Origin of the sequence: Noviherbaspirillum phoenicis, assembly GCF_047237965.1 — a bacterium.
Taxonomy (GTDB): domain Bacteria; phylum Pseudomonadota; class Gammaproteobacteria; order Burkholderiales; family Burkholderiaceae_D; genus Noviherbaspirillum_A.
Map to the genome: position 1 here is coordinate 52,451 of NZ_JBDFLX010000002.1, position 13,024 is coordinate 65,474.

Here is a 13,024-nt window from a genome sequence, read left to right on the forward strand (position 1 = left end):
GCAGCGACGCATCGGCCGGGAACAATGCAGCAATGCACCGGTCGAAGCGTTCTTTCAGCGGGGTTGCCATGCCACAGACCGTGTTGTTCAAGGGCTATACCGTGTCAGGCAGCGCCCGCCCCGCCCAGGGCCGCTGGCAAGTCTCGTTCATCATCGAGAAGGACAGCCGGCTGATCCAGAAAACCGCTTTCATGCTGTCGGCCTGCGCCGTATCGGCGGCCGAACAGGCCGCCGTCCTGCGCGGACTGCAGCGCGTCAATGAATGGGAAGACGAGTAGCGGATACGGCGTGACGCATGCACTGCCTGCGTGCCCTGCAGGCCGCCGCTCAGCGCGCCGTGCCTGAACCGGAACCCGAGGTGCCGCCCGAACCGCCGCTGGTCGTACCGCCCAGTTTGCCGCTGCCATTGTCCGCGCCGACCGTGGCCGATGTCGAACCGCCGGACGTCGAACCCGTCGCCGTGCCGGTGCTGTTGCCCGGCCCGCCGGAAGCGCTGGAATTGGCGTCGCCCCTGTTGCAGGCGACGACAGACAACGCCATGACGGCAATGGCGAGCAGTCGCCCACCCGTGCTGGAAAAAGCTTGCATGGAAATCTCCTTGAAACGGTCATGAATCGGCAGGCGCCCGGCTTGCCGCATGCCGGGCATGACGCCGCATGCAGCACGCAGCGGGCAGGATCAGTCCTGTGCCGCAGCCCCGCCGGCGCCTTTAGCCGGTGTCGGCTTTGGCGCGGCGCCGGCATGATAGACCGTCTTGACGTTGACGAATTCCTGGATGCCGAACCAGGACAGCTCGCGTCCGTAACCCGACTGCTTGACGCCGCCAAACGGCAGGCGCGGGTCCGATTTGACCAGCGCATTCACGAACACGCTGCCTGCCTGCAATTCACGCGCAATGCGGTCGGCACGTGCCTTGTCTGCCGTAAAGACCGCTGCGCCGAGGCCGAAGATGGACTGGTTGGCCATCGTCACCGCATGCTGCTCGTCGTCTGCTTCGATCAAGGCCGCCACCGGGCCGAAGATCTCGTCATCGAAGGCGGTCATGCCTGGTCTCACGCCAGACAGCACGGTGGGCGGATAGTAGGCGCCGGGACCGTCCGGCACCACGCCGCCCGTCAGCAGCCTGGCGCCCTGCTGCACGCTTTGCATCACCTGCTCATGTACCTGGTCGCGCAGATCGGCACGCGCCATCGGCCCGATGTCGGTGGCCGCCTCCATCGGGTCGCCGAAGCGGATCGCCTGGAATTTCTCCAGGTAGCGCTGCTCGAACTGCCTGAACAGCGGCTTGACGACAATGAAGCGTTTCGCGGCGATGCAGCTTTGCCCTGCATTGATCAGGCGGCTCTTCACGCAGGTTTCCACCGCCAGGTCCAGGTCGGCATCGTCCAGCACCAGGTAGGCATCGCTGCCGCCCAGTTCCAGCACGGTTTTCTTCAGTTCCGACCCGGCGATACCGGCCACCGACCTGCCGGCCGGCGTGCTTCCCGTCAGGGTCACGGCGCTGATGACCGGATGCCGTATCAGCCGCTCCACCCGCGCGCTTTCGACGAGCAGCACGGTAAAGGCATGGTCGGGAAAACCGGCGTCCCGGAAAATATCCTGGATGGCCAGTGCGCACCCCGACACGTTGGATGCATGCTTGAGCACACCCACATTGCCGGCCATTAAAGCCGGCGCGGCAAAGCGGAACACTTGCCAGAAAGGAAAATTCCAGGGCATCACCGCCAGCACCACGCCCAGCGGATCATAGGCAACGTAGCTTTCCTCCGCATCGCTTTCGATGACCTGCTTCTGCAAAAAGCGATACGCATTTTCGGCATAAAAATCACAGCAATCGGCACATTTCTGCACTTCGGCAACGCCGTCGCGTAACACCTTGCCCATCTCTTGTGCCATCAGCAGCGCCAACGCATTTTTCCGCTCGCGTAAAAGTGCAGCGGCGCCGCGCAGCAATTTGGCCCGGTCGGCAAAAGAACTCTTGCGCCATTTCATAAATGTGTCGGCAGCACCCTGCAAGTACTGATCAATCACCTCGTCGCTTTGCGTTTCGAATGATCTGATTTTCATCCCGGTATGCGGGTTAATGCTTTCCATTTTGCATCCCTTTGCTCGGTCAATAATTGTGGCGAATGGTTGGTTGCACGGCGATTGCGAAATGGCGTTCCAGGAATCGGGCGTCCATATCCTCCCCGCTTCCTCTCGGCCATGTCCCTGGAATACGACCATTCCGGCAAAAGGACGTTCACCCGGAAAATTGATCGATTTTCTATAACAATTTTTCAGGTTTTAAACATTCGGTTTCAACGCTGTAATCGAAGAATGAAAATAGCGCCATTTGGGGAATTCGTGCGCGACACGAACAGGGGTGCAATCGGAAGCGTCCGTTTACAAAGGCGTTTTACCGGTAACACAGGTGCATCGGCATGCGACATTGGGCGCTGGAAGCAGGGCTGCTTTCAGGACCGATGCTTTTAAAAGCGTTACTGAAAATAAGCCGGCGACAAATGATTTATTAGCAACTTTTTAAAGCGTTAGTATTTGAAGTCTAAAAACCTTTTCGCTTCGGATTCAATTGGTGTTTGAAGGTGATTAATATCAAACCCAGCGTTTTCACAGTTGAAATAATCGTTTAATTAATATACGCTTCGGTCGCCATCAATATACGGCAGTGCTTAACCAATTACAGGGATCAATATGGCCACTTATAAAGAAATACAAGCGAAGATCGAAGACCTGCAAAAACAGGCCGCTGCGCAGCGCGAAAGCGAATTGGGTGCAGCGGTTCAGCGCATCAAGGAAATGATGTCGGAATATGGCATTACCGTGGCTGATCTCCAGTCTTCGAAAAAAGGCAGTTCGAAGAAATCCAGCGTCGTGCAATTCCGCAATAGCGAAACCGGCGATACTTGGAGCGGACGCGGAAGAATGCCAAACTGGCTGTCCGGAAAAGACAAGGAACAGTTCCGCGTCTGATGCAACACAGGACCCGGCTGACGTCGAGGTCCGCCGGCGCAAATTCACCAGCCTGCGATTCGGCCAGGCGGTATTTGTGCCGGCAAAACGCGTGCCGCCTGGAGCAGCGGGAGCACGTTAAACGAAAATCGGACGCGCCTATCCTCCTCCGTGCCTTTCCCCAAAATAATTTCAGCAATGCAATTAATGACGCAGTCAGGTAAGCGGCCGCAGAGGTCGTTATACTTCAGGGATTCATTTTGGGGAAACGCATGAAGAAGCAACTGCTTATTACACTGCTGGCCGGTCTCACCGTGGCGGCACAAGCCGCGCCATTGGCGCCGGCACAGCAACAGGCGCAGGCAGCCAATCTCTCCGCGCAGATTCTCACCCGCCATCACTATCGAGCAGTGCCGCTGGACGATGCGATGTCCCAGAAGATCTTCGATCGTTATCTGAAGATGCTGGATCCGGAGCATCTGTTCTTCCTGCAGACTGACCTGGCGCAATTTTCCTCGTTGCGTTCCCGGCTGGACGATGCGATTTTCCAGGAAGACCTGCGGGTACCGTTCGACATCTTCAATCTCTATCAGCAACGCGTGACCGAGCGGCTCGGTTATGCCCGCGAGCTGCTGAAGCAGGATTTCGATTTCTCCCAGAATGAAACCTACCAGTATCAGCGCGACAAGGAACCCTGGCCTGCGAACCAGGACGACATGCGCGATCTCTGGCGCAAGCGGGTCAAGAGCGACTGGCTGCGCCTGAAACTGGCCGGCAAGGATGACAAGTTCATCCGCGCCACGCTCGACAAGCGGTACGCAAGCAATATCGCCCGCGTGGAGAAATACAAGGCCGATGACGTGTTCCAGGTCTTCATGGATTCCTATGCCACCTCGATCGAGCCGCATACCGATTACATGAGCCCGACCGCGTCGGCCGATTTCGACATCGCCATGAGCCTGTCGCTGGTGGGCATCGGCGCGGTGCTGCAGGAGCGGGAGGAATACACCACCATCCGCGACCTTGTTCCCGGCGGTCCGGCGGCGCTGTCGAGCAAGCTCAAGGTCGGCGACCGCATCGTTGCCGTCGGCCAGGGCGCCGACGGCGCGATGACGGACATCGTAGGCTGGCGGGTCAACGACGTGGTCGGCCTGATCCGCGGCGCCAAGGACACCACGGTGCGGCTTGATGTGCTGCCGGCGGACGCCGGTCCGGACGCCAAGACCCGTCGCATTGCGCTGGTTCGCAACAAGATCAGCCTGGAGCGCCAGGCGGCGAAGAAGTCGGTAATCCAGGTCAAGGAGGGAGCGGCCACCCGTCAGGTGGGCGTGATCACCCTGCCGATGTTTTACCAGGACATCGAATCCCGGCGCCGCGGCGACAAGGAATTCAAGAGCGCCGCACGCGACGTTGCACGCCTGCTCGACGAACTGAAGAAGGACAAGATAGACAGTGTGCTGATCGACCTGCGCAACAACGGCGGCGGCTCGCTCGATGAAGCCATCGAACTGACCAGCCTCTTCACCGGCGTCGGCCCGGTACTGCAGGAGCGCAACTCGCGCGGCGACATCAAGGTCGACAGCGCCAAGGCGCCGCGCGCAGTCTGGAACGGGACCATGGGCGTATTGATCAACCGCGGCTCGGCCTCGGCCTCGGAGATCTTCGCCGCCGCGATCCAGGACTACGGACGTGGCGTGGTCATCGGCGAACCCAGTTTCGGCAAGGGCACGGTGCAGACCGTGATCAATCTCGACCAGATGGCGCGCAATGAAAAGCCGCAGTTCGGCGAGCTGAAAATGACGATCGCCCAGTTCTTCCGCATCAATGGCGGCACCACCCAGCTACGCGGCGTCGTGCCCGACATCAAGTTCCCCACCGTCTCCGACACCGAGCAGTTCGGCGAGTCCAGCTACGACAATGCGCTGCCATGGACCCAGATCAAGCCAGCCGGCTTTACGCCCTTGGGCGACCTGTCCCGGCTGCTGCCGGTGCTGGAAAGCCGTCACGCCAGCCGGATCGCCAAGGACAAGGACTTCCAGTACCTGCTGGAAGACCTGCGCGAAGTGCAGGAACAGCGCGGCAAGCGCCAACTCTCCCTGAACGAAGCGGAGCGCCGCCGCGAGCGTGAGTTGCGCGAGGCGCGCCTGAAGCAGCGCGAGGAAGGCAAGGACACCGACGCCGCGTCCAGGGGCGGCAAGGCCGGTCGCCAGGCCGCTGCCAGAAAGATCGTCCCGCAGGACGCCGGGCTGCAGGCTGGCGAACGCAGCCTCAGCGAAGAGCTGGCGGACGAAAAGGCGCAGAAGGAAGCCAGGGATGTGTGGCTCGATGAAGCCGCGCGCATCGTCGGCGACACCGCCACGCTTCTGAAAGCGGAACCGAAACTGGCCGCGCGTGGCACGCCTTCCGGTAATTCTTCAGGGATTGCCGAGACAGGCAAGCGCTGACATTCACAACCGCTTACCCTTGCTCATCCAAACCGGGAAGGCGGCGCCGGGTGCCTGCGCACACGCCAGAACCGGATGGGCGACCGCCTGTGCCCGCACCATGCGACGGGCGCAAGGCCGTTCGCCCAGCCGCATCCATATCCGACGAGCGCGAAAGTAGATCCGCCAACGCAATGCATCGCGCGCCAGCCATTCCCCTGTATATCCAGTAAAGCCAGCCGGCGATGCCGCCCCGCCGCAGGCATTGATGGGCCGCTGCAAATATGCATCGGCGGACCAAAAAATTTTGCTGTCATTATGGCCAGTGCTGCTAAAGAAGCGCATGATAGGACGTTCGTGGAAAAGTAAAATCCTGAAGTCGAAATAGTAAAATGAAGAACGGTTCCGGAAGTGAAAAGCAGGACATGAGCGCGTCTCCGAATTCTCTTGAAAATCTGCTGCTGCAGAGTTGCGTACAACCGGCGGCAACGCAGTCTGCAATCGATGACCCGGGTGGCTTGCAGGCACAAATCAATCTCGTTCTTCAATTCATGCAGGCCTGCATTGCCCAGGCCCGGCTCGAAAACGGCCTGCATGCGCCTGAAGTCCAGCAGGTCCTGACGCACTTCCACGCGGTGCAGCCGCTGCTTCAGCAAGTGCCTGCCATGCTCGACCTGCTGTTGAAAGCCGGCATCGAGATCAACGGCAATCCTTTCCTCGACGAAGACACCACCCTGCACGCGCTGCGTCACTTTCTCCGCTCCGGCAGCATCAAGCCGATGTTGTCGCGCGTTGTGTACGACCTGGAGCCGGACCAGGTGGAAATTGTCGAGGACCTGCTGGACATCGATCCGGAACACGACCTGGCGGAAGACGCCATTAACGGCGGCTTCTTTCCCGCAGCCGAAATCCACAAGACGGGCTCCTTCCCGCTTTCGGAACTGGTCGGCCCGCGCGGCCAGGCCGACGGCTGCAGGGAATGGGACTGGGTATGCACCAACAGCGGCCTGACGCGGCACACCGCCGGCGACAGGCGCATTGCGGGATTCGTGCTCGACCTGAACTGCGCCCTGCCCGAAATCCCGGCCAGGCTGCGCCCGATGCTGGCGGAAGCCAGGCGCAAGGGCCTGGGCTACCTGATCTTCTATTAATGGCGCCCGGTTCCCGGCGCTGCCGGGAACCGGAAAAGCATGCGTTTGTTCAATGCGGCTTGTTCAAAACAATATCGGGGCCATTGAAACGCAACTAGTCACAGCACGCAGCCTCTCATAGCGACAGCCAGCCCGGGCTCGGGCAATTCGCCCGGCTGCCAACCTGGATAAGGAGATTTGAGATGGCAAGAATTCAGCAATCTGTTGATATCGGCGTACCAGCGCATGTCGCGTACAACCAGATGACCCAGTTCGAGGACTATCCGCGCTTCATGCAGGAAGTGGAATCGGCACAGCAGGTGGACGACACCCATGTGCGCTGGACCACCCGGATCGGTCAGCAGACGCGCGACTGGAATTCGGAAATCATCGAGCAGCAGCCTGACCAATCCATCGCATGGCGCAACCTGGACGGCCCGGTCAACACTGGCCGCGTCGACGTGCAGGCACTGGGCGAGAATGGCGCCCGCGTCACCCTCACGCTGGAAGCCGACGCCGCGCATGCCGGCACCGAAGGCGACCATGCGATGGCGAAGCAGGTGCAGGAAGACCTGCAGCGCCTGAAACAGATGATGGAAGCCAAAGGCCGGGAAACCGGCGCCTGGCGCGGCGAGGTGCATGGCGGCCAGGTCAGCGGTGGCGGGCGCAGCGCGGCTTCTGTCGCAACGGGCTCAGACAATCTGTCGGAAAACGCGCTGTCAAAGGACACGGGCGGGCCTGATGCCGATGGCCGCTTCAATGTCGCCGAAGAAGTGAATCTCGACCAGCAATCCGATGCAGTCCGCCATGCGGGCAACCTGCCTCACCAAAGCACGGAAGGCTATGGCGACATGGGCAGCAATGAGGCAGTGAAGAATGCGCTGCAGGGCAACGAAGGGCCAGGCGCGGAGGACAAGGAAAAACTGGACGCTTCAATCAAACGCGCGGTACCGCCGTCCAACTGACCGCGAATCAGGCGCAGACTGAAACAGCGCCGCGCCGACGGGATGGCGCGCGCTGTACGGTCCAGGCATTTGATGCGTTACGGAAGATTCATGCCGGCACGAGTCCTGGCGCGGCGGCCTGGCGGCTGGCGTCATTTGCGGCAATACGTACGGGAGATTTGATGCTGTTGCTCAGGGACTTCTCACGGCCCAGCCTGGTCATCAGTTCCTGCATCGCGACCGCCATGCGCTGATTTGCGGCCAGTTGTGGCTGTCTAAGGCTTGCATGGCGAAGCGCGCTGTTCCACAGCAGTTCAACATGTTCTCTGTCAGGCCGGCCTTGCGGGCCAGCCACGGTAATACTTTCGGCGTTTTCATTTTCTACCTGCGAGTGCTGTTTGCGGCGGGACCTGCACGCGGCATGACGACGATACGTTCTTGTATATCGTGCCACGTTCGCGGCTGCCCTTTCTGTTTAACGATGTGGACCCGCTGTGATCCACGTTTCGTCTTCTACCGGGAATATAAGGGCGCCGGCCGCAATAACCCCATTTTCATTGCGGATACCGGCTATCCATCGCGTGAATGGATGAGGTCGTTCCGCACCGGTAACGGGAAACGCAAGAATTGCGGTGCTGACAGAAAGGCGCAGTAAGGCGCATCAACGGGAGCCTTACCGACTGCCTTCAGCCTCCGCTGAAGATCGTTTCGCCGCACCGGCGCCGGAGGCTCTTTTGCCGGCGGCAGCGGCGGACGATCCGGCTCCCTGACGGGTGGATGATCTGAACGATTCGGGCGTGGCCCGGGTACCGGAATGCCTTCTGGAATAAACGGTTCGTCGGGTGCCTTGTGAAAAATCCTGGTCACTGTCGCTGCCTGCAATCTCATGCTCGCTCCTGCTGGCTAAGGTCCTTACTTTGCGAAGTAAAGCGGAAAGAATAAGAGCGCAGCCAGACCCAATGCACCGAGACAGGTCATGATCGCCACGACAAAGCGGGCGATCCTGTCAGCCTTTTCAGGCTGCCGGGTTTTGACGGAAGCCGGCGATTTGATCGGTGTAGGGTCCATTTGCAATCAAGGGCATACATGGAGCCGCCCGGGCATGTTCAACGAAGAGGCTGCATTAGAACCGGGGCGGATCGTGCCACGCGCTGCTTGGACTGTGACGAGTCCGTTATTGTTCGCCGGCGCCCCCCGTGCCGGAAAAAGAAAAGAAATTCTCTTTTGCACCGGTCACACCGTCGCGCCATATCCGGCATCCAACAGATAGGGGTTTTTGCCCATGACCAGCGCGTTGGCGCATGCAATCTGGGTCATACGCCGCACGGCAGGACCGCCTCTGGCATCCACCAGGATCAGCCGTGGCGGCTCGCCGGATGGCGCGCCTGCGCCGGTGTGCAGGAATGTCGCAACGCGGCCGGGCTGGCGGGGATGATGAACGTTATTCCGGCTTGAAATCCAGCACTCTGACAGCTGATTTCCAATTGTCATATTCGGCCTTCAGCAGCCGGGCTGCTTCCTCCGGAGACGATCCGGCCGGATAGAATCCCTGCAATTTGAATTGCGCCTGCAGCTTGGGGTCCGCCAGGGCGGCCAGGACCGCCTTGTTGAGCCTGTCCACGATGTCTTTCGCCATGCCCGCAGGCGCGCTCAGCGCGGCCCATTCCTCGATCAGCAGGTTCTTGACGCCGGCTTCGGCAAACGTGGGAACATCCGGCAAATCCGGATTGCGCTTTGAACCTGTCGTGGCCAGCACCCGCAGGCGACCGCTCTTGTGTCCAGTCACCAAGGCCGGCGCAGTCGCGCAGACCGCCGGTATCTGGTTGCCCATCAGATCCTGGATTGCCGGAGCGGTGCCCTTGTAGGGCACATGCAGCAAAGGGCTTGCGGTCTCGCGCGCCAGAATCATGCCGATGAAATGCGGCGTCAGGCCGGCTCCGGGCGTGCCGTAGGCGCCGAGATCCTTGTTTGCCTTCACCGCGTCGACGTACTGCCTGAGCGTGGTGATGTTGCTGCTGGTGTTGACGGCAAATCCATAGTCGAAGGAGGCCAGCCGCGCCACCTGAACCAGGTCGCGCAATGGGTCATAGGGCAGCTTGGACACGGTATGCGGAAAGAGCGTCAGTACCGGAGAAGGCGTGACCAGCAGGGTCGAACCGTCCGCCGGTGCCCTTGCCACCGATTCGACTGCGAGACGTCCGGCCGCGCCGGGCTTGTTTTCCACAATGACGGTGCTGTTCAAATGGCTTCTGAGCCCCTCTCCAAGCGCCCGGGCGATGGCATCGAATCCGCCGCCGGCCTGGAAGCCGACAAACAGTTTCGTCATGCTGGACTGCGCCAGCGCCGGCTTGAACATGCCGGCGGCAAGCGCCGCCGCGGAACATGAGGCCAATGAAATGAATTTTCTGCGGGTAACCATGCTGTCTCCAGATCTTCTGATTGGCTTATGCCTGCCTGTGCATCGGCAACGTACTATAAGCAAGAAATATATAACTTGAAAATTACGATTTGTTTTCCATAAATTACATTATGGTTATGAGCGGCAGCCCTCGATTGCTTCCTGTTGCTTGTCGGTCAAGGGACCGACCGGTCCCTTGACAGAATGTCGCGGTGCAGTCCGACTAACGGGTTTCCAGGAGCGCAACTGTGACGGATGAGAATACCGAGATGGAAAATGCGAGGAGGCGCATGTTCGAGCGCTTCTTCGATTCCACGTTGAAGCTGAACCAACTGCGCATCCTGCTGGCACTGTCCGAGTTGAAGCAAGTGAAGCTGGTGGCGCAGGCCTTTCATGTGACGCAGCCCGCGATATCGAAGCAGATCGCCGAGATGGAAGCCATGCTCGGCGTCGACCTGATCAGGCGCGTTGGCCAGCAGGTCGAGTTCACGGTCTTTGGTCATGCGCTGACCAACCGCGCCCGTGAAATCCTCTACCAGATCAGTCATGCCAGAAAGGATTTCGATTCCCTGCTCTTCGGTTCTTCCGGCAAGGTCGCCATCGGGGCGGTGTCGACGGTCACGCCGGTTCTGGTTCCGCAGGCAATCGCCGCATTTCACCATCGCGCGCCAAACGCCGCAGTGTCCCTGACGGAAGCGACGGCCGACCGGCTGTTCCCGATGGTGGCGGAGCGCATCGTCGACCTGATCATCACCAGGACACCGGCGCCCCTGAACAGCCCGCAATTCGCGGATCAGGAAATCGCCAGCGACCCGCTGGTGCTGGTCGTCTCGAAACACCATCCGCTGGCATTCCGCATTGCGCCGACATGGCAGGACCTGGAAGGCCATCCATGGATCGTCCCGGTCCGTACGTCGCCGGTATATCTGGCGCTCGATACCCTGCTCAAGGGTTATGGCGTCACCCTGCCGGACAATTGCGTGGAATCGATGTCGCTCTATGCCAATGCCGCGCTGGCTGGGCAGACCTCGATGATCTGCCTATTGCCCCGCACATTGGCCAATCGCTATGTGGCCGAAGGAAGCCACGCCATCGTTCCGCTCGACACGTCCGCAATCCTTCAGAAGGTGCACATCATTTCCCTGGCGGAAAACAGCAACCCCAGCGTCCGATTGATGCGCGAATGCTTCGAATATGCTGGGCAGATCTATGCGGGTTTCGGCATGAACTGACCGTAGCCGCGATTGGCGCCCGGGGGCCAGCACGTTGCGACATCGCCCGCAAGGTAGTGCCCTGCCGTGGCCGTCACATTGGCGAGCCAGGCGCACTGCCACTACACAAGCCGGAAATAGATAACTTCCTGGTTATGATCTTTCAAAAATTTATCAATTGTTATTCATGCAGGCGGCGCCAATAATCGAGGCAATCCTTAAAAACGTTCAAGACGTTCACACCCCTAATCCTGGACCCGCCCGATGAAGCCTACCAACGTCCTGCTGATCCTTTCCGATGAGCACGTACACAATCTAATGGGGTGCGCAGGCCATCCCTTCATTCGCACGCCCAACCTCGATGCACTGGCAACGGTATCCACCCGGTTCAGCAATGCCTATACGCCGTCCCCGATCTGCGTGCCGGCGCGTGCCTCGCTTGCCACCGGCCGCCATGTGCATGAAATAGGCTGCTGGGACAATGCCATAGCCTACGACGGCAAGCCGGCCGGATGGGCACAGCATCTGTCGGACGCCGGTCTGCTTGTTGAATCCATCGGCAAGCTGCATTACAGGAGTGCCTCGTCCCCGGTCGGATTCCGGCGCCAGCAGCACGCGGTCCATATTCACGAAGGCATAGGCCAAGTATGGGGCTCGGTGCGCGATCCTATGCCGGAAACCATCGGCCCATCGCCGCTGTATGACAGGATCGGCGCGGGCGAATCCGATTACAACCGCTTCGACGCCCGCGTGGCGGACACCGCGGTCGAGTGGCTGGGCCAGCATGCCAACGATGAAAAGCCATGGACTTTGTTCGTGGGCCTGGTGGCGCCGCATTTTCCGCTGGTCGTACCCCAAGCGTTCCTGGACATGTACCCGGTCGACAGCATTCCGCTGCCGCTGCTCCATCCATCGAGCGGCTACGTCAGGCACCCCTGGGTGGAAAGGCAGGCCCGGTTCATGGACCATGACGCGGCGATCGGTTCCGACGAGCGTCGCCGCCTGGCCCTTGCCAGCTATTTCGGCCTGATCACCTTCATGGACCATCAGGTCGGAAAAATCATCGATGCCGCACACCGGCACGGCCTTCATGAGTCCACCACCATCATCTACAGCAGCGACCATGGCGACAATGTCGGCAAGCGCGGCATGTGGAACAAATGCCTGATGTACCGCGAATCCACCGGCGTGCCGATGATGATTTCCGGCCCCGGCATTCCGGAGGCGAAGGTAAGCGCCACGCCGGTATCGCTGATCGATATCCAGAACACGATCCTGGAACGCACTGGCTGCGCGCCGGCGCTGATCCAAGGGCCGGGCCGTTCCATCGCCGAAATCGCCTGCGAACCCGACATGCCGAACCGCCTGGCATTCAGCGAATTCCATGCCGTCGGCTCCGAAAATGCCGCGTACATGCTGGCCAATGCGGACTTCAAGTACCACTACTATGTCGGCCTCCAACCTGAACTGTTCGACTTGCGGCAGGACCCGGAGGAAATCCGCAACCTCGCCGGCGATCCGGAATATGCGCACATCCTGGTCGACTTTGAAACACGGCTGCGCTCGCTGCTCGATCCGGAAGCGGTCAACCGCCAGGCCAAGGCCGACCAGCAAAAGCTGGTCGATGCTTTCGGCGGCAGGGATGTGGCACTGCGCACGGGGACACCAGCCGCGACGCCCGTACCCGGGAAATAGGGCAATTTCTTTCATCACGCAAGCCAGCCGGTTACCAAATCAACCATCGACGTTGCGCTAGGAGCCTGCGCGGCAGAAGGCGGCGTAGCGAAACGTGCGAAAAACGAGGCCAGTTTGGTAGTACCAACAAGCCCAGGGTGGCCCCCTGGGCGCAGGTGGTGATACCGAACTGGACCGTTTTCTCGCGCGTTGCAGCCGCCGACCCTTCTGCCGCGCAGGCTCCTAGGGAGCCCAGCGCGACGGCTGGCGGCCGGCGGCGCAAACCCATCAG

General features: G+C 60.4%; 13 protein-coding genes. 8 read left to right on the forward strand and 5 right to left on the reverse strand.

Translation table 11 applies throughout. From position 1 onward, the window contains the following. The first annotated feature begins 68 nt into the window (after window positions 1–68). Window positions 69–278: a hypothetical protein gene (locus tag ABC383_RS19880; protein ID WP_413016522.1), complete on the forward strand. Its 210-nt coding sequence runs from the start codon at window positions 69–71 to the stop codon at window positions 276–278. Window positions 279–327: 49 nt separating this feature from the next. On the opposite strand, the gene ABC383_RS19885 is transcribed toward ABC383_RS19880, so the two are convergent. Continuing rightward, window positions 328–588, reverse strand: a complete 261-nt coding sequence (locus tag ABC383_RS19885; RefSeq protein WP_413016524.1) for a hypothetical protein — start codon at window positions 586–588, stop codon at window positions 328–330. Between the two features lie 90 nt (window positions 589–678). Further along, window positions 679–2,094: an NAD-dependent succinate-semialdehyde dehydrogenase gene (locus ABC383_RS19890; RefSeq protein WP_413016526.1), complete on the reverse strand. Its 1,416-nt coding sequence runs from the start codon at window positions 2,092–2,094 to the stop codon at window positions 679–681. A gap of 600 nt (window positions 2,095–2,694) precedes the next feature. On the opposite strand from ABC383_RS19890, the gene ABC383_RS19895 reads away from it, so the two are divergent. Together ABC383_RS19895 and ABC383_RS19900 are read left to right on the forward strand one after the other, a co-directional pair. After that, window positions 2,695–2,973 carry an H-NS histone family protein gene (locus ABC383_RS19895; protein ID WP_413016528.1) on the forward strand — a complete coding sequence of 93 codons (279 nt, stop codon included), beginning with the start codon at window positions 2,695–2,697 and terminating at the stop codon, window positions 2,971–2,973. 251 nt (window positions 2,974–3,224) lie between these two features. Beyond that, window positions 3,225–5,396, forward strand: a complete 2,172-nt coding sequence (locus tag ABC383_RS19900; protein ID WP_413016530.1) for a carboxy terminal-processing peptidase — start codon at window positions 3,225–3,227, stop codon at window positions 5,394–5,396. Window positions 5,397–5,399: 3 nt separating this feature from the next. Here ABC383_RS19900 and ABC383_RS19905 read toward each other — a convergent pair whose 3' ends face one another. Next, window positions 5,400–5,864 carry a hypothetical protein gene (locus tag ABC383_RS19905; protein ID WP_413016532.1) on the reverse strand — a complete coding sequence of 155 codons (465 nt, stop codon included), beginning with the start codon at window positions 5,862–5,864 and terminating at the stop codon, window positions 5,400–5,402. 29 nt (window positions 5,865–5,893) lie between these two features. On the opposite strand from ABC383_RS19905, the gene ABC383_RS19910 reads away from it, so the two are divergent. Continuing rightward, the gene (locus ABC383_RS19910; RefSeq protein ID WP_413016533.1) at window positions 5,894–6,526 is read left to right on the forward strand and encodes a hypothetical protein; all 633 of its coding nucleotides are present in this window, start codon (window positions 5,894–5,896) and stop codon (window positions 6,524–6,526) included. A 182-nt stretch (window positions 6,527–6,708) separates the two neighbouring features. Further along, complete coding sequence (locus ABC383_RS19915) at window positions 6,709–7,470, forward strand: SRPBCC family protein (protein WP_413016535.1); 762 nt, start codon at window positions 6,709–6,711, stop codon at window positions 7,468–7,470. An 88-nt stretch (window positions 7,471–7,558) separates the two neighbouring features. On the opposite strand, the gene ABC383_RS19920 is transcribed toward ABC383_RS19915, so the two are convergent. After that, window positions 7,559–7,903: a hypothetical protein gene (locus tag ABC383_RS19920; protein ID WP_413016537.1), complete on the reverse strand. Its 345-nt coding sequence runs from the start codon at window positions 7,901–7,903 to the stop codon at window positions 7,559–7,561. Window positions 7,904–8,425: 522 nt separating this feature from the next. Between ABC383_RS19920 and ABC383_RS19925 the strand changes: the two genes are divergently transcribed. Beyond that, window positions 8,426–8,719, forward strand: coding sequence for a hypothetical protein (locus ABC383_RS19925; RefSeq protein ID WP_413016538.1), 294 nt, complete (start codon window positions 8,426–8,428; stop codon window positions 8,717–8,719). 171 nt (window positions 8,720–8,890) lie between these two features. Here ABC383_RS19925 and ABC383_RS19930 read toward each other — a convergent pair whose 3' ends face one another. Beyond that, complete coding sequence (locus tag ABC383_RS19930; protein WP_413016540.1) at window positions 8,891–9,868, reverse strand: tripartite tricarboxylate transporter substrate-binding protein; 978 nt, start codon at window positions 9,866–9,868, stop codon at window positions 8,891–8,893. 227 nt (window positions 9,869–10,095) lie between these two features. Here ABC383_RS19930 and ABC383_RS19935 point away from each other — a divergent pair, with 227 nt between their 5' ends. Then, the gene (locus ABC383_RS19935; RefSeq protein ID WP_413016541.1) at window positions 10,096–11,079 is read left to right on the forward strand and encodes a LysR family transcriptional regulator; all 984 of its coding nucleotides are present in this window, start codon (window positions 10,096–10,098) and stop codon (window positions 11,077–11,079) included. Between the two features lie 243 nt (window positions 11,080–11,322). Beyond that, window positions 11,323–12,753: a sulfatase-like hydrolase/transferase gene (locus tag ABC383_RS19940; protein ID WP_413016543.1), complete on the forward strand. Its 1,431-nt coding sequence runs from the start codon at window positions 11,323–11,325 to the stop codon at window positions 12,751–12,753. Window positions 12,754–13,024 lie beyond the last annotated feature (271 nt).